The organism is Rugosimonospora africana (assembly GCF_016862975.1).
In the GTDB taxonomy this organism is placed as follows: domain Bacteria; phylum Actinomycetota; class Actinomycetes; order Mycobacteriales; family Micromonosporaceae; genus Rugosimonospora; species Rugosimonospora africana.
Window position 1 is genome coordinate 35,537 of record NZ_BONZ01000048.1, and the last position, 20,702, is coordinate 56,238.

Annotated in this window: 19 protein-coding genes; 12 read left to right on the forward strand and 7 right to left on the reverse strand. The window is 69.2% G+C overall.

Features of this window, described 5'->3' with window-relative positions; translation table 11 throughout:
• The first annotated feature begins 39 nt into the window (after positions 1 to 39).
• Entirely contained in the window at positions 40 to 831 is a 792-nt protein-coding gene (locus Raf01_RS24980) for a helix-turn-helix domain-containing protein (RefSeq protein ID WP_203920430.1), read from the forward strand.
• 30 nt (positions 832 to 861) lie between these two features.
• On the opposite strand, the gene Raf01_RS24985 is transcribed toward Raf01_RS24980, so the two are convergent.
• The 3 genes from Raf01_RS24985 to Raf01_RS24995 all read right to left on the reverse strand — a co-directional run bounded on the left by Raf01_RS24985 (position 862) and on the right by Raf01_RS24995 (position 3,061).
• Complete coding sequence (locus Raf01_RS24985; protein WP_203920431.1) at positions 862 to 1,737, reverse strand: TIGR03621 family F420-dependent LLM class oxidoreductase; 876 nt, start codon at positions 1,735 to 1,737, stop codon at positions 862 to 864.
• 172 nt (positions 1,738 to 1,909) lie between these two features.
• Positions 1,910 to 2,365 (reverse strand): PaaI family thioesterase, encoded by a 456-nt coding sequence (locus Raf01_RS24990; RefSeq protein ID WP_203920432.1) that lies wholly within the window; start codon positions 2,363 to 2,365, stop codon positions 1,910 to 1,912.
• 30 nt (positions 2,366 to 2,395) lie between these two features.
• Positions 2,396 to 3,061 carry a class I SAM-dependent methyltransferase gene (locus Raf01_RS24995; protein WP_203920433.1) on the reverse strand — a complete coding sequence of 222 codons (666 nt, stop codon included), beginning with the start codon at positions 3,059 to 3,061 and terminating at the stop codon, positions 2,396 to 2,398.
• Between the two features lie 220 nt (positions 3,062 to 3,281).
• On the opposite strand from Raf01_RS24995, the gene Raf01_RS25000 reads away from it, so the two are divergent.
• The 4 genes from Raf01_RS25000 to Raf01_RS25015 all read left to right on the forward strand — a co-directional run bounded on the left by Raf01_RS25000 (position 3,282) and on the right by Raf01_RS25015 (position 8,182).
• Entirely contained in the window at positions 3,282 to 3,872 is a 591-nt protein-coding gene (locus tag Raf01_RS25000; RefSeq protein WP_203920434.1) for a peptidase inhibitor family I36 protein, read from the forward strand.
• Entirely contained in the window at positions 3,872 to 4,795 is a 924-nt protein-coding gene (locus Raf01_RS25005; RefSeq protein ID WP_203920435.1) for a hypothetical protein, read from the forward strand. Before Raf01_RS25000 ends, Raf01_RS25005 begins: the two co-directional genes overlap by 1 nt.
• A 298-nt stretch (positions 4,796 to 5,093) precedes the next feature.
• Positions 5,094 to 6,986 (forward strand): cellulose binding domain-containing protein, encoded by a 1,893-nt coding sequence (locus Raf01_RS49785; protein WP_239133886.1) that lies wholly within the window; start codon positions 5,094 to 5,096, stop codon positions 6,984 to 6,986.
• Positions 6,987 to 7,078: 92 nt separating this feature from the next.
• A complete protein-coding gene (locus Raf01_RS25015; protein ID WP_203920436.1) occupies positions 7,079 to 8,182 on the forward strand; it encodes a cellulose binding domain-containing protein in 1,104 nt (367 codons plus the stop codon).
• A 120-nt stretch (positions 8,183 to 8,302) separates the two neighbouring features.
• Here Raf01_RS25015 and Raf01_RS25020 read toward each other — a convergent pair whose 3' ends face one another.
• The 3 genes from Raf01_RS25020 to Raf01_RS25030 form a co-directional block, all read right to left on the reverse strand.
• Positions 8,303 to 10,087: a cellulose binding domain-containing protein gene (locus Raf01_RS25020; RefSeq protein WP_203920437.1), complete on the reverse strand. Its 1,785-nt coding sequence runs from the start codon at positions 10,085 to 10,087 to the stop codon at positions 8,303 to 8,305.
• Between the two features lie 216 nt (positions 10,088 to 10,303).
• Positions 10,304 to 10,711, reverse strand: coding sequence for a carbohydrate-binding protein (locus Raf01_RS25025; protein ID WP_203920438.1), 408 nt, complete (start codon positions 10,709 to 10,711; stop codon positions 10,304 to 10,306).
• 618 nt (positions 10,712 to 11,329) lie between these two features.
• Positions 11,330 to 12,550: a WD40/YVTN/BNR-like repeat-containing protein gene (locus Raf01_RS25030; RefSeq protein WP_203920439.1), complete on the reverse strand. Its 1,221-nt coding sequence runs from the start codon at positions 12,548 to 12,550 to the stop codon at positions 11,330 to 11,332.
• Positions 12,551 to 12,756: 206 nt separating this feature from the next.
• On the opposite strand from Raf01_RS25030, the gene Raf01_RS25035 reads away from it, so the two are divergent.
• The 4 genes from Raf01_RS25035 to Raf01_RS25050 all read left to right on the forward strand — a co-directional run bounded on the left by Raf01_RS25035 (position 12,757) and on the right by Raf01_RS25050 (position 16,896).
• Positions 12,757 to 13,365 carry an RNA polymerase sigma factor gene (locus tag Raf01_RS25035; protein WP_203920440.1) on the forward strand — a complete coding sequence of 203 codons (609 nt, stop codon included), beginning with the start codon at positions 12,757 to 12,759 and terminating at the stop codon, positions 13,363 to 13,365.
• A 34-nt stretch (positions 13,366 to 13,399) separates the two neighbouring features.
• Positions 13,400 to 14,206: a hypothetical protein gene (locus Raf01_RS25040; RefSeq protein WP_203920441.1), complete on the forward strand. Its 807-nt coding sequence runs from the start codon at positions 13,400 to 13,402 to the stop codon at positions 14,204 to 14,206.
• 134 nt (positions 14,207 to 14,340) lie between these two features.
• Complete coding sequence (locus tag Raf01_RS25045) at positions 14,341 to 14,766, forward strand: hypothetical protein (protein ID WP_203920442.1); 426 nt, start codon at positions 14,341 to 14,343, stop codon at positions 14,764 to 14,766.
• Between the two features lie 3 nt (positions 14,767 to 14,769).
• Positions 14,770 to 16,896 carry a bifunctional polysaccharide deacetylase/glycosyltransferase family 2 protein gene (locus Raf01_RS25050; protein WP_203920443.1) on the forward strand — a complete coding sequence of 709 codons (2,127 nt, stop codon included), beginning with the start codon at positions 14,770 to 14,772 and terminating at the stop codon, positions 16,894 to 16,896.
• A 90-nt stretch (positions 16,897 to 16,986) separates the two neighbouring features.
• Here Raf01_RS25050 and Raf01_RS25055 read toward each other — a convergent pair whose 3' ends face one another.
• Complete coding sequence (locus Raf01_RS25055; protein WP_203920444.1) at positions 16,987 to 17,127, reverse strand: hypothetical protein; 141 nt, start codon at positions 17,125 to 17,127, stop codon at positions 16,987 to 16,989.
• 219 nt (positions 17,128 to 17,346) lie between these two features.
• Here Raf01_RS25055 and Raf01_RS25060 point away from each other — a divergent pair, with 219 nt between their 5' ends.
• From Raf01_RS25060 to Raf01_RS25070, 3 genes are all read left to right on the forward strand, one after another.
• Positions 17,347 to 18,669, forward strand: coding sequence for an MFS transporter (locus tag Raf01_RS25060; protein WP_203920445.1), 1,323 nt, complete (start codon positions 17,347 to 17,349; stop codon positions 18,667 to 18,669).
• 189 nt (positions 18,670 to 18,858) lie between these two features.
• On the forward strand, positions 18,859 to 19,803 hold the full coding sequence (locus Raf01_RS25065; RefSeq protein WP_203920446.1) for an NAD-dependent epimerase/dehydratase family protein: 945 nt from the start codon (positions 18,859 to 18,861) through the stop codon (positions 19,801 to 19,803).
• 278 nt (positions 19,804 to 20,081) lie between these two features.
• Positions 20,082 to 20,591, forward strand: coding sequence for a cupin domain-containing protein (locus tag Raf01_RS25070; RefSeq protein ID WP_203920447.1), 510 nt, complete (start codon positions 20,082 to 20,084; stop codon positions 20,589 to 20,591).
• Positions 20,592 to 20,702 lie beyond the last annotated feature (111 nt).

The following is a 20,702-nucleotide window of genomic DNA, read 5'->3' on the forward strand; positions in this document are numbered from 1 at the left end:
CTCGTTTCGGCGCGCGCCGCCCGGCTATCGTGACGTTTCGTGACAACCGCGAACGTCGGACACCTGATCCGCCGGCAACGGGGACTGGTCCGGCGCAGCCAGCTGGACCTGGCGCACGAGATCGGCATCTCGCCCCGTCACCTGAGCTTCGTCGAGCTGGGCAAGTCGAAGCCGAGTGCCGCCTTGCTGATGACGATCGCACAGCATCTGGACCTGCCGCTGCGAGAGCGCAACGACTGGCTGCTGGCGGCCGGATACGCACCCCGTTATCCGGAGACGCCCCTGACCGGGCCGGCGCTTTCCCGGGTCCGGGCCTCGCTGCAGGCGCTACTGGACGCGCACGACCCGTTCCCCGGCTTCGCCGTCGACCTCCAGTGGAATGTGCAACTGAGCAACCGCGCCGCGCGCCGGCTGGTCGCCGGCATCCCCGAGGACGTACGCGGCGTGCCGACCAACATTTTCCGCACAGCCCTGCACCCCGCCGGGCTCGCCGGCCGTACCCGGAACTTCCCGCAATGGTCCGCCTACCTGCTCCGCCGGCTCGACCGATCGGTCGTGCGGACCCAGGATCCCCGCCTTGCCGGACTCGCCGACGACATCGCGACCTGGCCCGCCATTCCCGAACGCCATACCTGGAGCCACCTTTCTTCCGACGAGGCGGACGACCCGGTCCTGCCATGGCATCTGGAGTTCGGCGGGAGAGAGTTGTCGATGTTCATCATGCTGAGCACATTCGGGACCCCGATGGACGTCACCCTGTCGGACCTCTCTATCGAGCTGTTCTTCCCCGCCGACCAGCAGACCGACACCGTCCTGCGCCGCCAGACGTGAGCGGGCGTGTGAGTCGGCGCCGCTTGCGGCTCAGGTACCGGCGAGGCGCTCCACCACCGGCGCGAACTGTTCGAGGAACATCCCGCTCACCGTGATGTAGGAGATCCCGAGGGTGTCGCGGCGCCGGCGCAGGGTGTCGGCCAGCTGTGCCGGCGTACCGATGAGGAACGCTGTGCCGCCGGTGGCCGCCATGATGCGGGGATCGCCGCCGACCTGGCGTGCCAACCAGCCGTCGCCGGGCAGATCCTCAAGACGATCGGCTACCGCTGCCAGGTTGGCGGCAATCTCCAGCTGGTCGAAGCGGCCTGCGGCGAAGCGGCGCAAGTCCGCGACCTTCGCCGCGAGTTCCTCCTCCGGGGCCTGTGGGGGAGTACCCAGCGCGACGATGTCGGCCTGTTCCGCCGCGAGCCGCAGCACCCGGGGCCCGGAACCGGCGACCAGGATCGGTGGACGCGGCTGGGCGACCGCACGCTCGACCCCCGTCGTACGGGTCCCCTCGCCCGACTGCTTCACCTCGCGGATCGTGTCGGCGAGGCGCTGTACCCGCTGGCCCGGGGTACCGAACGGCACACCGAGCCGGGCGGCGTCGTGCTGTGCGCCGGGCCGTCCGGCGCCGAGGCCCAGTTCGAAGCGGCCGGCCGAGAGCATGTCGAGACTGGCCGTCTCATGGGCCACGGTGCCCGGCGTCCGGTTGGGCGCGCTGAGCACGTACGTGCCGACGCACAGCGCGCTGGTCGCCGCGGAAAGTGCCGCCAGCGCCGGAAACGGGGACAGGGTGTTCTGGGTGTCGGGTACGAGCAGGACGTTGTACCCGAGTTGCTCGGCCCGGCGGCCCATGGTCAGCCACGCTTGCGCGGACGGGGCCGACCCGGCCACGACGCCGAAACGAAAGAGGCGGTCGGTCATCGCGTGGTCTCCTCGTGGCGGCGCGGATTCGGTTGCGCTTCCAGGATGCGGTACCCGGACTGTCGCCGACATCTGACTGGCGATGGCTGGTCCTCTACGCCGGTCGGCGTACGGAGGCCGGCGAACGTACGCCGAGGGTAGAAGCGGACACAGGATGGCGGCTGCTGCCGGGTCACCTCTCCGGCCGTGCGACGCGGATGAGGGTCTGCTGTCCGTTCGCGACAAGGGTGCGCCGCTCACTCCCGACGCCGAACACCTCCAACTGACACACGGTGAGCGTGCGTCCGGATTTCAGGACGGTTCCGACGGCTTCGAGGTGGTCGCCGGTGGCGGGCGCGAGAAGATTGATCTTGTATTCGACGGTGAGAACCTCGGTGTTGTCGGGGAACAGCGTGTAGGCCGCGTAGCCACCGGCGGTATCCGCGATGGCGCTGGTGGCGCCCGCGTGGAAGTAGCCGTGCTGCTGAGTGAGCTCGGGGCGGCTCGGAAGCACGATGTGCACTCGCCCCGGCGCGATGTGCGTTATCCGTGCACCGAGGTGGGCCATCAGTCCCTGGCGCTCGAAGCTGGCACGGATGCGCTCCCGAACCTCGGGGCTCGCCTGGTCCTGCCGCGTCTGCTCTCCCACGTGTTCTCCTTCGCCAATCGTGCTTCCGCCTCAGGCCGCCTGCGGCTCGGGACTGAGGGAGGGGCCCGGCTTGCGGAACAGGAGATGCGCCTCCGGCGTGGGCGCGTACCTGAGGTCGGGTTGAGCCGGACACACGAGCCGCGCTCGCTCGACGAGGCCGGCGTGATTGAGGAGTGCCGCGAATTCGTCCGCATTCCATGCCCACGCGGGCGCGGCGGCATGGTCGAACGGTTGGGTGGGGCCGCCTCCCGCGGCTTGGAACTCCACGAGCAGGCAGCCGCCGGGGCGCAGCACCCGCGTGAACTCGGCCAGCACCGAAGGTACTTCAACCGGCTCCGTGTGGATCACCGAATAGCGGGCCACCACGGCGTCGAAGTCTTCGTCCCGGTACGGCAGAGCGCGCAGGTCGCCGACGGTGAATTCGAGGCCCGGATAGGCGCCGCGGGCCAACTCGATGAGCTTCTCGGCGGCGTCGATGCCACAGGCATCGCACCCCCAGTTGCGCAGCATCTTCGTCACCTGCCCGGCACCGCATCCGGCATCCAGGACCCGCGGGTGTGGACCCACGAGGTCGACCAGCATGCGGATCATGTTCCGATCCAGCGGGAACATCGGCAGTGCCTCGTCCTGGAACCTGTCCGCGTATCGCTGGGCGCGGTCGTCATAGCCAACGCTGGGATGCTGGAAACTCGCCATCCGCACATGCTGGCACATAAGGCAGGCGCCTGGTGGCGGGTGAGGGCGGTCGGTGGGTTGCCGGTGGCGTGTTGCATCCGTCCGGATCAATCTCGGTGCCGACCGTACTGCCGAGCCAGTTGCCGACATCGCTTCCGCAGGCTCGACTAGGCCCGATGTCTCATCGGGCGATCCGGAGTGACCACAAGGGTCTCTCCGAACGAAGGGAGCTAGCCTAGCCATGACTACATCAGGCATCCGCGACTCGCGTGTTGCCGGGCCAGCGCCGTCACGCGGTGCCCGGTTCCGCCGGAGTTGGCGGCGCTGGGCGCCGCTTGCGACGGTTCCTCTCGTCGCGGTTCTGGCGCTGGCCGCCCCCGCTCAGGCGGCGAGCCCGCGGGCGGCCGGTGCGGCGCTGACTGTCACCGCGTCGAACTCCACGTCGGCGGCCCCGGCGGCGGACGGCTTCGGCTGCCCGTCGGGCGACTTCTGCTTCTGGGTAGACATCAACTTTGGCAAATTCTACGGCGAGCTGAGCGCCAAGAATGCCGACTGGACCAAGCTCCCGAACCCGCAGTGCCGTACGGGCAACTGGAACGACTGCGCCTCCTCGGTGGACAACCAGGGGGTGAACTGCACCGCGGTCGGGTGGTGGGACACCGGCTACCAGGGTCATTACATTTTCGTCAGTCGTGGCGAAACGCTCAGCGACCTGACCTGGTACGCATGGGTCGACACCAACCACCAGGAACACCTGTGGAACGACGCCATCAGCTCGAACAGTTGGCGCACACCTGACCTCGGTACCAACTCCACCTGCACCGGCCCGTGATGCGGTCAGCGAGCCTGATCGCTCTGGGTCTTGCGGCGGTGCTGGCCACAACCAGCCTCAGCGGCTGCCGGGCGGGGTCGACGACCCCGCCCGGGGACGCCGCAGTGCTTGACCTGGTCACCCGCACCGGCAGCTATTCGCAGCGCGCCCAGATCCTGACCGACGCCGAGAACCACCTGATCGCCGACTGCATGCACGCCCAACACCTGCCCTACGTGATACCGCCCGCGGCCTCGCCAACCACGACGCCGGGCAGCGCGAACGACCTCGCCAGCCGCAGCCGGATCGGCTACGGGCTCTACCAGCAGTACGCGTCGAAGACGCCAGACGGCGGCCCAGCCGCGCAGCCCGGCAGCAACGACTACTACCTGGCGCATCTACCCGAGCCCGAGCAGCGCCGTTACCGCACCGCACTGCGCGGCGACGACACCGACAGGGCTGGGTTGAAGCTCGGTACCGGCCAGCAGATCGCCTACCCCCGCCACGGCTGCGAGCCACAGGCCCGACAGCGGCTCTACGGCGACCTCGTCGTCGACGCACAGATCACCTACATCCCGCAGAACGTCAACCAGGCCGCCACCGTTCAACAGCAACAGGACAGCCGCTACCGCGCCGTGCTGGCCCAGTGGAGCGACTGCATGGCGACCGGCGGGCAGCGGTACGCCACGCCCGCGGATGTCCGCGCGCGACTCGACGCGCGGTACCGGGCCGACGGACCCTCCGACGCGCTGCGGCAACAGGAGATCAACCTCGCGGTGCAGGACGCCCGCTGCGCCGATCGGGTCCACCTGGACGCGACCGCGCTGAAGATCCTCCGCGCCGACACCCGGCACATCCCACCCGCCGACTGGCGGGAACTGCAACGGCTCACGGCCGCCTGGCTGAAGGCGGTGACGATCGCCCAGCGGGTGGCCGCCCGGTGACGCCGCTCGTCCCGCCTCGCCGGTACCTGTTATCGAAAAGCTTCCGGGACCCGCCCCGGCACGGCCGTGCTGGTTGGACCGCGTGACAGCGGATCCCAGCCAGCGCGTCCTCCGCGTCGATTGGTTTGCCGTGCTCAGCGGCGCGGCACCCGGCGGTCATCACGCTCGGTAATGACTCGAAAGACATTCGGAACGGTATTGACGCGCGCCGGCAACCTGCTCGACTCTTGGTTCAGTCAAGACATCCGTGATCATCAATCTCGGATGGTCGCTGGACGGGGGAGACATGGAGGCTCGGATGTCTCGAACAACACGCCGTATCCGGCTCACCGCCGCCGCGGCAGCCGCCGGGCTCGTGGGGATCGGCGCGGTCATCGCGGTCGGCCAAGTGCCCGCGAGCGCCGCGTCGACGGTGTCGGTCAACGGTGGCACCACGTACCAGACGATCGATGGCTTCGGCGTCTCCGAGGCATTCGGTCAGGCGGACTCGATCCGCAACCTGGGCACCGCTGCCCGGCAACAGGCGCTGGACCTGCTGTTCAGCCCGACCAGCGGCGCGGGGTTCAGCATCCTGCGCAGCCTCATCCCGTCCGACGCCAACAGCATCGAACCCCACGCCCCGGCCAGCCCGTCGGCGACGCCGACGTACGTCTGGAGCGGCGGCGACGCCCAGGACCAGGGGCAGCTGTGGCTGGCCAAGCAGGCGAAGAGCGGTTACGGCGTCACGACGTTCTACAACGACGCGTGGAGTGCCCCGGGCTTCATGAAGACCAACGGCAGCGATGCCAACGGCGGCTCGCTGTGTGGCACTCCGGGCGCGTCCTGCGGCAGCGGCGACTGGCGGCAGGCTTACGCCAACTACCTGGTCCAGCACAGCAGGTACTGGGCTTCGGCCGGGGTCACGCCGAGCGCGGTCGGGTTCGTCAACGAGCCGTCGCTGACGACCACGTACTCGAGCATGCTGGTGAACGCGTCACAGGCCGCCAGCTTCCTGTCGGTGCTCGGCCCGGCCATGAGCGCCTCCGGGCTGGCCACCAAGGTCGCGTGCTGCGACACCGTCGGGTTCAACCTGCTGCCCAGCTACCTGACGGCGATCTCCGGCAACTCGGCCGCCAACGCGGGTACCGGATTGTTCACCAGCCACGGCTACTCCAACGCGCCCACGACACCGGTCAGCACCGGCAGCCGGCACCTGTGGGAGTCCGAGTGGTCGGTCAACGGTGCCACCTGGACCACCGCTTGGGACAGCACCAGCGAGGCATCCGGCATCACCTGGGCGCAGCGCATCTACGCCGGTATGACCGGCGCCAACCTCAACGCGTTCCTGTACTGGTGGGGAATCAGCAACACCAGCCACGACAGCTCGCTGATCGGGCTGAGCGGCTCGACGCTGACCCCGTCGAAGCGGTACTACGCTCTGGCCGGCTACAGCCGCTACATCCGCCCGGGTGCGGTACGCATCGCCGCCAGCAGCGGGGACGCCAACCTGAAGGCCAGCGCGTACCGCAACAGCGATGGCTCCCTCGTCGTCGTGGTCCTCAACACCGGCGCCAGCGCCATCTCGACCAGCTACACGGTCAGCAACGCCGGCGTCTCCAGCGGCACGGTCGCGCCCTACCTGACCAACGACGGCAACAGCATGGCCGCCCAGGCGGCGGTGTCGCTGTCCGGCGGAGCGTTCAGTGCCACCATTCCCGCCCGGTCGCAGGTCACCTATCGAATCACCGGTGGCCCCGCGACGAGCCCGCCGCCCAGTGCCAGCTCGTCGCCGACACCCACCACATCCCCGACGACCGCACCGCCCACCACGGCACCGCCCACCACGGCACCGCCCACGACGGCACCGCCCACCACCGCACCGCCCAGCTCGCCCCCCGCCGGGCAGGCCGGCACCTGTACCGCCAGCTACCGGACGGTCAACACCTGGTCCGGTGGTTTCCAGGGCGAGGTCACCGTGACCAACAACGGCCCCACGACGCTCAACGGTTGGACCGTCCAGCTGACCCTGGCCAGCGGACAGACCATCAGCAGCCTCTGGAACGGCGTCAACTCCGGCACCAGCGGCGCCATCAGCGTCAAGAACGCCGCGTACAACGGCAGTCTCGGCGCCAACGCCGCGACCACCTTCGGTTTCACCGGAACCGGCAACGGGGCGAACAACCCCACCGTGGTCGGCTGCGCCAGCCCCTGATCCCGCTCACCTGCCGCGAGGGGCCGGTAGACCGGCCCCTTCTCGGCGCCTTCGAGCCGGCGAACGGAATTTCGAACCTGTGGAGGTGAACCATGAGCACACGTCATCGGTGGATGGCGGCGGTGGCGGCGCTCGCCGTCGCCGCGGCCGTGCTGACCGGAATCGCCAACGCGAACGCCGAGTCCAACGGTGGCACCAAGGTGATGCCGTTGGGCGACTCGATCACGGACGGCCTGACCGTGCCCGGCGGGTACCGGATCGGTCTGTGGCAGCGCTTCCAGACCGGTGGGTACCGGGTGGACTTCGTCGGCTCCCTGACCAACGGGCCGGCCAGCCTGGGCGACCACGACCACGAAGGCCACTCGGGCTGGCGCATCGACCAGATCGACGCGAACATCGTGAACTGGCTGAACACCTATACGCCACACACGGTCCTGCTGCACATCGGCACCAACGACGTCCTACAGAACTACAACCTGTCCAGCGCTCCGGCGCGACTGTCCACATTGATCGATCACATCACCGCGACGACCCCGACCGCGGAGGTGTTCGTAGCCACCATCATCCCGTTGAGCTCGGCCACCTCGGAGGCCAACGTCCGCACGTTCAACGCGGCGATCCCGGGGATCGTGCAGAGCAAGGTGAGCGCCGGCAAGCACGTGCACCTGGTGGACATGCACAGCGCGTTGACCGCCGCCGACCTGGCCGACGGCGTACATCCCAACGCGGGTGGGTACGAGAAGATGGCCGCCACGTGGTTCAGCGCGCTGCTGTCGGTACCGGGCAGCATCGGCAGTGTGGGCGGCCCGAGCCCGACCCCGACCCGTACCACGGCGTCACCCACCGCCTCGCCTACCACCTCACCCACCACCGTGCCGACCACGCCATCCGGTCCCCGCGGCTGCACCGCCACGTACAGTGTCACCGGGCAGTGGTCCGGTGGCTTCCAGGCATCGGTCAAGGTGACCGCGGGCAGCGCGTCGATCGGCGGCTGGACCGTGGCGTGGCAGTACGCCAACGGCCAGAGCATCACCCAGTCCTGGAACGCCACGATCACCAGTAGCGGCTCGACTGTCACCGCCCGCAACGTCAGCTACAACGGCGCGCTCGGCGCCGGAGCCAGCACGGAGTTCGGGTTCCTCGGCAGTTGGAATGGCAGCAACACATCACCGACCCCGACCTGTACGGCGGCGTAAACCCTCGCTCTGACACGGATCCGGGCCGTGACCCACTTTCGTGAGTCACGGCCCGGATCCTTGCGTCGCTCAGAGGGGCCGGCCCGGACCGGTGTTCGGTCCATGCACGGCCCGGCTTCGTCAGGCGCCGCCGACGGCCGTGACTCCGGTGCGGGTGCCGACGTAGGCGTGGCTGCCAGAAAGGGTCGGTGAGGTGAAGTTCGGTGCCTGGCCGACCCGTATCTGCGCCAGGACCGCCCCGGTGGCGGGGTTGAGTGCGTAGAGCACGCCGCCGAAGTAGTCGACCACCCAGACCGCGCCACCGCCGATGACGGGGGAGCCTTCGGCGGGCACGCTGTTGCTGGCCCGCCACAGTTCACGCGGCGTCCCGTCGGCGTCGATGGTGACCGCGCGCGGTCCGGTGGTGCAGGGCAGGTAGATGGTGTTTCCGGAGACCGCGCTGCCGCCGAAAGCGTCGCAGCCGTTGTTCAGTTGGGCGACCTGGCCGCCGATGCCGCCGAGGCTGTCGCGTCGCAGCACGTAACCGATGCCGGCCTTGCCGTCCGTGTAGACGTACTGGCCGACCACAGCCGGGGTCATGGACCCGAGGTCCTGGTCGCCAGCGTTCTGCGTCGCCCAGTCGGAGGGGGCGAAGAAGTCGGTGCGTTGCAGGTCGGGTGACAGGGCGATGACCGAGTCGCTGCCGTCGTAGCCGCCACTGACGGACTCGCCGTTTCCGACGGCGTACAACAGATGACCATTGTCGACGACCGCGCCGGCGGTTCCCCAGATGCCGGCCTCGCGGGTGGTCGGGATCGAGTAGCTCAGCTTGCCGGCGCCGGCGGTGGTCACCGAGACCACTGAGCCGATGTAGTTGCCGCAGTCGCCGAACAGGCCGCCGTACGGGATGTAGAGGCGCCCGTTCAGCAGGGTCAGTGCGCTGCGCTGCTGGTGCGCCTTCGCGTCGCCCAGCGGCGGTTCGACCGCGGTCCGCACCTCCACGGCCCCGGTGTCGGCGTTGATTCCGAACAGGGTGTGCGCGCCGCCGGTCGTCTCGGCGACGGCGAACACCCGGTTCGTGTCCGGGTCGTAGACCATCGTGCTGGTGATACCCAGCGGGCTGATGTCGCCGCAGGGCAGGTCGGACAGTGGTTCGGGTGTGCCGACGTGCGCCGACCAGACGACGGCGCCGGTACTCGGATTCAGCGCGTAGACCGTGTCGTTCTCGGTGGCCGCGAAGATGTGTCCCCGGACGACCAGCGGCTGGCCGTAGACGGCACCGTCGAGAGTCGAGTTCCAGCTGACCGACAGGGTGGACAGCGGGGCGAGATCCGTCGCGTTCCCGGCCCGCGTGTTGTCCCGGTGGTAGGTCGGCCAGTCTCCGTTGCCGGGCGGGGGAGACGAGGACGACGGCGTCGGCGAGGCGCTTGTCGGCGTGGGGGATGGCGTGGGTGATTTCGGCGTGGGAGAGCCCGGTGTGGGCGATCCCGGCGTGGGTGAACCGCCGACGCCGCCGGTGCAGACGGTGCCGTTGAGCGTGAAGCTGGTCGGTGTCGGGTTGCTGCCGGTCCAGGATCCGTTGAACCCGAACCCCACGCTGGCGTTGGTGGGAATGCTGGCGTTGTAGCTCATGTTGCGCGCCGTCACCTGGGCGCCGCTTTGCGACACTGTCGCGTTCCACGCCTGGGTGACTCGCTGTCCGGCCGCGTACGACCAGGTCAGCGTCCAGCCGTTGACCGGGTCGCCGAGGTTGGTGATGGACACGTTCGTACCGAATCCGCCGGGCCACTGCGAGGTGACCGTGTACGTCACCGAGCAGCCGACCGTGGCGGCGTGTGCGGAGATCGCGATGGCCGTGCCGGCCAGGACCATGCCGGCGACCGCGGCGATGGCGAGTCGAGTTCGAGGACGGGGGAGGGCGTGCATGAGGGGAGTCCTTTCGATGCACGGGAAACTCAGCGGGTTGACCGGTCGGCGGAGGAGTTTTGCTCACGCGCCGCCCGCGCGGGGCCCCAAGCATCGACAGCAGTGACCATTGTCAGCCCGTTCGGCCCGAGCCACAAGGTCCTACGCCCTTGGCGCCGCGCGATGTCCCCCATTCGCAACCTGACTCGACGCCGATGCCTTGTTGAGGGGAGCAGTTCACGGTCGACCGATTATGACCTTATCGATGGAGGGTGCCTGGCCGTCCGGGTTGCTGAAGGTGATCCTGTTGTTGCCCTTGCTGAGGGCAATCTTCACGGCCTTGGTGGCGCAGCACGTCGATGCGCTTTCGAGTGTGACGGTGACAGTTTCGCCGCCGGCCACGGCAATTGCGGCGGTCGACGTCGATGTGCCATCGGTGTCGACGTAATACAGCGTCAGCGTGTACGTGCCGTCGGTCGGCGCGGCAACGTCGGGAAACGTCAGTGTGCCGCGCCTTTTCGCACCGGGACCCCAGGTGCCGACGTTCTCCACGATCCTGCCGCCCGACGCGCCCGGGTACGTTGTCACCGACGCCGCGCCCGTCAGGATGTTCGACGGCGCCTCGGCTTCGTAGCTGACCGGCACATACCGGGGCGAGCTGGGTGGGTGCGACGGTGAGTGGCTGGGGGTGCTGCTGAGGGTCCTGCTGGGAGTCACAGCCAGGGGGAGTGCGCCAGGTCCGGAAGGGGCGCCGGTGACGACCGGGTTGGTCGGCATCCCGGACCCGGACAGTCCGTTCGTGGTACCGATCTGGGCCGGGTGCGGCGGCGAAGACGTGAGCGCCATCGGCACCGCCACGGCCGCACCCACGGCCGCGACGAGTGCTCCGACGACGACCCACCGTCGTCTGGTCGACGCTGCCAGGGGGCGGTGCCCGCGATAGGGGACTGTCTCCTCGGACGAGGCGCCAGAATCCGCGGTGCCACCGGACGGCTCGCCATCGGGGTCCGGCGAATCGTTGCTCGGGGACGGGTGGGCAGTGCCGTCGGGTGGTGCGACCGGCGTGTCGTGATGCGTCGGGCGTTGAGGACTCTGCGGAGGTTCATCCGGGTGTCGACGAGCGCCGCCGGTGACCCATGGACCCACCCTCAGTCCGCTGCTGTCCCACTCGTCCGCGCTCACGAGGCGTCAATGTATCCTCTGACGACTCGGCGGACCGCACGGGTCCGGAATGCGTAAGGCCGTGGCGGGGTCTCCGCTCATTCATGCACGGGTGCACTTCGGGCCCAATCGGCGGGATTCGACCGCGAGACGGGTCCAGTGGACGCCGTCATCTTCGCTGCGATAGAGCTGTCCGCTGGGTACCGCGCCGACCGGCGCGCCGTGCGTGGTGGTCAGCCATACCACCCCGTTATCGAACGGTGCGATGTCGGCGATGACCTCCAGGGACGGCAGCGGCACCAGCCGCAGATCCCAGGGCGGGGTGCGCAGGTGCTCGCCGGGCAGCGGTACCCGCCGGTGTTCCCACGGTCCGGCCAAGGTGTCGGCGACCCACAAGTCCTGCCCGGACGCCGCCCAGAACCGCCCGTCCGCCCCGACCACGGCAAGCTCAGGCCCGGCGTGCGTCCTCGGGAGCCGGTGCGGGCCCGACCACTCCTGCCCCTCTCGAAGGTACGCGTAGGTGCCGGTCCAACCGGCCGGAGCCTGTCTCGCGTCGGGTTCCACCCGCATGAGCAGGAGCATCGGTGTACCCGCGCGCACCACGGGGCTCAGTGTCACCACGGCGTTGGACGGCACCGGTGGCGGCGGCAGCACAGTGCGCGACCAGGTGCCGCCGCCATCACCGGTCACATACAACGTGTCTGAATGCAGTCCGTCGCCGGCCACCGCTACCCCGTCGGCGGGAGAGGAGAAGGCGATCCGGGTCGGGGGTAGGTCGGCGTGACTGCGGGCCAGCTGCCAGGAGGCGCCTCCATCCTTCGTCTGGGCCACCAGCCTCGTGGTGGGATAACCGAACGGCTGCATGACCGCCCACAGGTGCCGTGGTGTGCGGTAATGAAACAGGCCGGTGAACGTCTTTATGGGATCCGGCGGTGAGGTGACGGTCCAGGTGGCGCCACCGTCGTGGGTGCGAGCGAAGACCGCGGTGTAGTCGCCGTTCCCGACCGGGCATCCGTTCAGGCTGTCGGCGCGCGGTGTCAGGCCCAGCGCCAGCCCCGCCTCGCAGGCGCTGAACGCGGCCAACCGGCCGAGAATACTGCCCTCCCACGCCAGTTGGGTGCGCCAGGTCGTTCCTCCGTCATCGGTGTAGAGCAGCCGGCAAACGGCTGGCGCGCCGACGAACGCCCATCCGGCTGTCGGCGACGCGAATGCCGTCACGCCGACCTCCAAGCCCGCCACTTGTTGTGCCGCGTCCGCGGCGGCAACCGCGACAGGCGTGGTAGGGGCGGCAAGCGCGGGTGTCCACCCCGCTGTGTCCGTCATGCGTGTCTCTCCCGTGGCACGGTCAAGTCCCGCTATAAGTAGCGGCACTCATCGGCGCACCGTCACATAGGCCCGTCTGTGAGCGGTCGCTGCCTTCCCCTCGGAAAGCTGGCCGGCGAGATGACCGCGTGGCGCCGTTGTGCGTGTACCGTGCTGGCCTTGTCGGGCGAGAGTGGCGGCGCGGATAGGGAATCGGCTGAAACACGGTGGTAGCGGACGATGATCTCGCCGAATCGCTGAAGTTGGCGATCGCTGGAGACGAGGCGGGCTTCGCCGTTCTGTGGCGGTCTCTGCAGCCCGCGATTTTGCGGTACCTGCGGGTCGTGGTTGGTGGCGCGGCGGAGGACGTCGCGTCGGAGACCTGGCTTCAGGCTGCCCGCGACCTGCGGGGGTTCGACGGCGGTGTCCCGGCGTTTCGTGCCTGGTTGTTTAGGATTGCCCGGCATCGGGGAATCGACGAGCTGCGTCGAACCGGCCGGCGGCGGGAGGAGTCGACGGACTCTCTGGAGGAGCGGGCCGCCCGGTCTCCGGTTCGGGATGTGGCCGCCGAGGTGTTGGAGGAGATGGACACCGCGTGGGCGCTGGAGCTGATCGCGACACTTCCTCAGCATCAGGCCGAGGCGGTGATGTTGCGGGTCGTCGCCGGGTTGGACGTGGCCTCGACGGCCCAGGTGCTGGGTAGGCGAGCGGGGGCGGTGCGGGTGGCGACGATGAGGGGTCTGCGGCGGTTAGCGGCGGATCCTCGGGTGCGGGCCCGTGACGGCGGCGTGGGATCCGGCGACGCGGCGGCCGCCAGCGCGTCGGAGGGGATGTAACGCGATGCGGTGGCGGCGCGCTCTTTGGGGTGCGATGCGTACGTGGCGACCTGGTCGGATCGGCCTGACGGAGGCGGACCGGCTGGTTGCCGGTGATCCGCCCAGTCCCGGCTATCCAGGGCTGGGCGCACTGCTGAACATGGCCAAGGCTCCCGCCTCAGAGGAGGAGCTGGCTGGTGAGCGGGCGGCGGTGGCCGGGTTCGCCGCGGCGTATCGGGGTGCCGTGCCAGCAAGTGTGCCGAGGGGAAGACGCAGTGCGTGGGTACCGCTGTCCGCCAAGGGGGTCGCGGTGAAGGTGGCGGCCGGAGTGGCTGTCCTGGCGGTCGGTGGTACCGCGGCGGCGGAGACCGGCAACCTCCCGGCCGGGGCGCAGCAGCGCGCACACAGGATGTTCTCGTCGCTGGGCGTGCCGGCTGCCGATTCCGGTGGTCGGTCCACCGGTGCCGGGCCGGCCGGCGTCGCTGGATCTGTGCGGCCGTCGACGTCGGCTGTCCCGACTCCACGCGCGGGAGGCACCACCCCGCGTTCGAGCGATCCGGCAACCCTGGCCCAGTGCGAGGCGTGGGATGCCGAGCGGGAGGATCCGCGTGGCAAGGCGATGACGGCACAGGCTCATCGGGCGCTGTTCGCCGTGGCTGGCGGTCAGTCGCGGGTACCGGCGTTCTGTGCGGCGCTGCTCACCCCCTCGCCGGATGGGCGACCGTCGGCGGGCGTGGCGCCGGCACATCCGGGGGCGGCCACCGCGACCCCGAGCCACCCGGGCGGTCAGGGCACCGCGAACGGAAACGGCAACGGCCATCCCACTCCCGGTTCACATCAGGAGAGCCATGGCACCCCGTAGTCGTCCTGACCGCGCGTTCCTCCGAAAGCAATGGCGCGTGGAAGGGGCCGGCACCCCGGTACGGACAGGGGCATGCCTGTGCCGGGGTGTTCGGGGTGGGCTTGTAGGCCGGCGTGCAAGGTAAAGGGACGAGAGTGCGGGTAGGTGGACGCGGCGGCGATCCGGTCTTCGTGGATGGCACCGGTCGACGCCGTCGGCTGCTGGTGGTGGCCGGTTCGGTCGGTGGACTGGTGCTCGTGCTGGCGGTGCTGGCGCTGCTGGCTGGGTTCACCGGGGTTGGACCCGGTTCGGCGCCGGGTTGGCCGGGCGCCGGACAGGTTCAGCGGGCGGTACCGAAGCCCGACTCATCCGGCAGCATCTCGGCCACCGGCGACCCGAGCCGTGGGGCCGCCGCGGCTACCGCGACGCCGGCCGGAGTTTCCCGTTCGACGACCGCGGGCACCGCGGTACCGCGGACCACGCCTGCGGCACCGCCGCCGACCGCGCCGGCTCCGGCAGCCACCAGCCACCGCAAGGTACCTACGCAGACGCCCACCGCGCACCCGTCCAAGCGGCATTAGTCGATGGGTAAGCGAGTTCGGCGGCGCGAGCCGCGGGCGCACTGGCTGCTGTTGTGCCTGTTCATGCTGGTGCTGTTGGCGGAGTTGTGTTTCAACGGGTACGTGTCTCACGTCGGTGCCGAGGGCAGCGGTCCGACCGAGGTGCCCGGCGCGGGAGGTGCGGCGCCGGGCACAGTCACCGGCGGGGCGGCGGTCCAGCGGGTCGGTGCGGGCGGGTCGGTGACCAGCCGGGGGATGCCGGCCAAGACGATCGCGTTGACCTTCGACGACGGCCCGGACCCGACCTGGACTCCGCGGATATTGGCGGTGCTTGCCCGATACCATGCCCACGCCACGTTTTTCGAGATCGGCTCGCGGGTCAACCAGTACCCCGCCGTCTCCCGGCAGATCGTGGCCGCGGGCGACGAGATCGGCTCGCACACCTTCACCCACGTGCAGCCGGGCGACACGCCCGCCTGGCGACTGAATACTGAGCTGACCCTGACCAGCAACGCGATCGCCGCCGCGACCGGTCGCCGGCCGGTGTTGCTGCGTCCGCCGTACTCGTCGAAGCCGGACGCGGTCACCGGCGCGGACTTCGCCGCGCTGCGGCGCATCGGTGCCGCGGGATACCTCGTCGTGCTGGCCGACCATGACACCCAGGACTGGCGCCGGCCCGGTGCGGCGGCGATCGCGACGGCCGCGCAGCCGGCCGGCGGGGCCGGGGCGGTGGTCATGATGCACGACTCCGGTGGCGATCGCTCGCAGACAGTGGCGGCGCTCAACCTGCTCATTCCGCGGCTGCAGGCCCAGGGGTACCGGTTCGTCACCGTGTCCGAGGGGCTGGGACTGCCCGCGGCGCCACGCGCCTCGGCGGCCGGGCGGTGGCGCGGCTACGCGCTGCGGTTCGCTCAGCTGGGCGGATCCTGGCTCGCGCGGGCGATGACCGTGCTCATGCTGGTCGCGGTGGTACTGGCCGGCCTGCGCCTGCTGGTCCAGGTGTTTTGTGCCTGGGCACACATTCGCCGGGTGCACCGCCGGTGGCGGCAGCCGTTGGAGTTTCTCGGTCCGGTATCGGTGATCGTGCCGGCGTACAACGAGGCGGCCAACATCGCCGCCACGGTCCGGTCGCTGATCGGTAGCGACTACCCGCGGCTGGAAGTGATCGTCGTCGACGACGGTTCCACCGACGGCACCGCCGACATCGTCGAGCGCATGCGAGCGCCCGGAGTGTTCGTCGTCCGGCAGGACAACGCCGGCAAGCCGGCCGCGCTCAACACCGGCATCCGCTATGCCCGCGGCGAGATTCTGGTGCTGGTGGACGGGGACACCGTGTTCGAGCCGGACGCGGTCGGGCGGCTGGTGCAGCCGTTGCGCGATCGCCGGGTGGGTGCGGTGTCAGGCAACACGAAGGTGGCCAACCGCAAGGGTTTGCTGGGTCGCTGGCAGCACCTGGAGTACGTCATCGGGTTCAACCTGGACCGGCGGATGTTCGACATCGCCCGGTGCATGCCGACCGTACCCGGGGCGATCGGCGCGTTCCGCCGGGCGGCGGTACGGGACGTGGGCGGGGTGTCCGCGCAGACCCTGGCGGAGGACGCCGACTTCACCATGGCCGTGATCCGGGCAGGTTGGCGGGTGGTGTACGAGCCGGCCGCGATCGCCTGGACCGAAGCCCCGTCCTCGCTGCGCCAGCTGTGGCGGCAACGGTACCGATGGTGCTACGGGACCATGCAGGCGATGTGGAAGCACCGCCGGGCGCTGGTCCAGCGCGGCGCCGCCGGACGGTTGGGCCGGCGTGGGCTCAGTTATCTGCTGCTGTTCCAGGTACTCCTGCCGCTGAGCGCGCCGATGGTCGATGTCTACGGCCTGTACGGACTGCTTTTCCTGCCCCTGACCAAGGTGGCCGCCGTGTGGCTCGGGTTCACCGCGGTGCAGGTCGCCACCGCGGGGTATGCGCTGCGTCTGGACCGGGAGCGGTACGGGCCGCTGTGGAGCCTCCCCCTGCAGCAGGTCGTGTACCGGCAACTGATGTACCTGGTCGTGTTCCAGTCCACCGTGATGGCGCTGCTCGGCGGGCGGTTGCGCTGGCATCGGATGGCTCGTACCGGTGCCGCCACCGCTCACGCGCGGGCCGCGACCCGCAGCTGATCCTCGCGATCCCGTCGAGTTGTGCCCCTACGGGGAGACGATGCCCCTGGTGCGGCGTGGGGATCACGTCGCACCAGGGGCGATGTCAGGTCAGAAGCCGCCGGTGCCGTTGGGGGTTCCCAGACCGGTGGGGCCGTCCCACCCGGTGCGGGCGGTGCACCACTGGTACGCGGTGGTGTCGTAGACGGCCACGCCCGTGTTCGGGTCGGCGACGGCCGACACGTCGGCCATCTCCGGGCTTCGAAGCCACCGGCTGTACAGGCAAGTTAGCCCGAGTTTCCACCCTTCACGCCCCGCCGGCGCGGTGACCTTCTCGGATAACGAGACGGGTTCGACGACGCGGGACAGGTATTGAGACGGGTTCGACGATGCGGGGACAGGTATTGAGACGGGTTCGCCGACGTGGGGAGTTGCTTAAAGACTGTCGAGCGACATCGAGGGAGTGTGACGGTGGCAGGGAATCCGAACTCGAGCGCGGACCGGGTCCGCCTTGGTGGACTGCTGTGGGATCGGAACTTTCGCTGGTTCTGGTTCGGTGAGACGACGAGCAGGGTCGGCTCGGCGATGACCAGTGTGGCGATGCCGCTAGTCGCTGTTCTTGTTCTTAATGCGGGTACGTTCGTCGTGGGTCTGCTTCAGGTGTTTGCCTGGGTGCCGTGGTTGTTGTTCGGGTTGCCAGCTGGTGCGTGGATCGATCGTTTGCCCAAAAAGCGAGTGTTGCTGGTCTGCGACGTGGTGTCGTTTGTGGTGTTCGTGAGCGTTCCGGTGGCGGCCTGGCTGGGGGTGCTCACGACGGCGCGGTTGATGGTCGCGGCGTTGCTGGCGGGTGTGGCGAGTGTGTTGTTTTCCACGGCCTATCAGCCTTTCCTGCCGTCGCTGGTGCCCGCGCGTGACCTTCCCGAGGCTAACGCGAAGTTGCAGGGCAGTGAGTCGGCAGCCGGGGTGGTCGGTCCGGGGCTCGGGGGCGTGGTGGCCCAGTTGTTCGGCGCGGTCACTGGGCTGCTGGGTGACGCACTGACGTTTGCGGTTTCGGCGTTGTCCCTGTTACGGGTTCGTTCGCCGGAACCGCGGCAGGATCGCGACCAGCCACGCCAGGCGTTGCGCCGCGAGATCGCGGAGGGACTGCGGTTCATCGTCCGGGACCCCTATCTACGAGTGCTGACGGCCTACGCGGCGGCCGGCAATTACTCGGAATCGATCATGGAGGCCGTTCTCGTGGTGTTCCTGGTTCGATCTGTCGGCCTGGAGCCGGGTGTCGTCGGTGTGCTGATCGCGGCGAGGGGTCTGGGCGGCGTCGTGGGAGCGATGCTGTCTTCGTCGGTCGCGCGGCGGTTCGGCACCGCACGCGGCATGCTGCTCTGTGAGGTCTGCACAGTCCCGTTCGTGTTGCTCATGCCCCTGACGGGACCGGGAAGCCGGCTGGTGTTCTTCTTGATCGCAGCCGTGATCCCGCTGGCAGGCATTGTCGCCTCCAACATCATCACCGCGAGCTTCCGGCAGACCTACGTGCCTACCTACCTGCTGGGAAGGACGACGGCCACGGCCCGTCTGGTGTCCTACGGCAGCATCCCACTCGGGGCGCTGACCGGGGCTCTGCTCGGCCAGGTCTTCGAGCCACGTGAGGTGATCATCATCGCAGCCATCGCGACCACTCTGAGCATCTTGGTGCTACTCATCGGCCCCCTGCGACGACACCGCGACTTTCCGAACCCAGCTGGTGCTGTCGTGAGGGACCCATCGGTAACCACGATGACGGACACGCCTTGTGCGTAACGACCGGATCCGGGAGTAATGAGCACGGGCAGGATCGCCGAGGGCACCGTTGGCTTTGGCTCGCCCCGAACCGGGAAGTGACCTGTTCGGCACCAACCGCGACACCTGGCCTCGGGCTAGGGTGAAACCCACTCGACCCGGTCCGTTCGAATCGGGACAGGCTCAGCTGCCTCGGAGGTGCCGGTAGGGATGGACGTCCTCGTGCTGGGCGGGACGAATTTCGTCGGCCGACACATTGTGCGGGCGCTGCTCGACGAACGGCACCGGGTCACCGTGCTCAACCGGGGCACGAACCCGGTCTGGGGAGCGCGGGTCACCCAGCTCGTCGCCGACCGCACGGATCCCGCCTCGATGTCCGCGGCCGTCCGGGCCGTCTTCGACGCCGTCGTCGACGTCTCCGGCACGGAACCACGCCACATCGAAAGCACCGCGCCGCTGTTGCGGAGCCTGGGCGTTCCACGTTACGTGTTCATCAGCTCCGGCGCCGTCTACGACAGCACCACCACGGCGCTGCCATTCCCCGAGGACGCACCCACCCCCGGCGATGTGATCTGGGGCACCTACGGCACGGCCAAGGCCGACTGCGAAAGGCTGCTGCGCCACTACGACTTCAGCGAACTGGTCATGCTCCGGCCGCCCTATGTCTACGGCCCCGGCAACAACGAGCAACGCGAACAGTTCCTGTGGGCCCGGATGCTCGCGGCACGACCGGTCCTGGTGCCTGGCGACGGCACGACCCGCATCCAATTCTGTCCCGTGGCCCACCTCGCTGAGACGGTCGTCACCGCCGTCGCGGGCAAGGTACCCGCCGGCGTCTACAACGTCGGCGAGCCGGCGGCCTACAGTTTCGACGACTACGTCGTCGCACTGGCCGGCGCGGCCGGTGTACGCAGGGCCACGGTGATACACGTCGAGGACCGGACGATTGCCGCGCGCGAGTACTTCCCGTTCCGGGACTACAACTTCATCCTCGACACCAGCGCCGGCCGCCGCGCGGGAATCCCGGCACCGGTCGGGCTCGCGACCGGATTGGCCGAGACGTTCGCCTGGTTTCGCGCCAACACCGACCTGCCGTACGAGCCGACCGCCCGCGAATCGGCACTGCTCGCATCGCTCGGTACCTCAGATCGGTGATGGTCGGCCGGCGGCTGCCGGCCCGGGTGGGAATAAAGCCGCGGCGGACGCCGCCCTCGATCTCGTCGGCGCGCCGACCCTGCCCGGCACGCTGCGAGCGGTGCGCGTGCACCAGCTATCGATCACAATTCGCGCCTGACTGCTATCGGTCACCGGTGGGACCAGTCAGGCGACAGATTCCCCGCGTGGCCGGTCGTCATAGCCTGGTGACGCTACGGAAATGGGACAAGCGGGCACACACATCCACGACCACGGCTGACACCTCCAGGGAGTACCAGATGAGCTACCCCGACCCTCGCTTTTTCGGCAACCACGGGGAAGTCAGCGCCCTGTTCCGGCCCGCGACCGCCGAGCCCGACTACCTCTCGCGGCCTGTCCTCTCCTCTGGCCCTACCGTCGGCAAAGGAACCGCCTACCATTACCTGTCCACGACGTCCTCCACCAACGGTGAGTACGGCCTGTACCGGGTGGACATGGGTCCCGAGTTCGGCGGACCGAGTACCCACTTCCACAAGGCGATGTCGGAGTCGTTCTTCATCCTGTCGGGCACCATGCGGCTGTTCGACGGCCTACGGTGGATCGACGCCACCGCCGGCGACTACCTGTACGTCCCGGTCGGTGGGCTGCACGCCTTCCGCAACGAGTCCGGCGAACCCGCTTCCATGCTCATGCTGTTCGCCCCCGGTGCCCCTCGCGAGGAGTACTTCGAGGGCATCACCCAGCTCGCAGATCTCAACGATGCCGAACGTGCGGAGTTCTTCGTCCGCCACGACAGCTTCTTCGTCTGACGCCACGGGATTTCGTCGGCGTCCTTCCTACTCGCCCAGGCTACCCGCGATCTACCGAGGGATGGCCGGAAACGGACCTAACCCCTCCATCTAGGATCAGCGCGCGGAGTG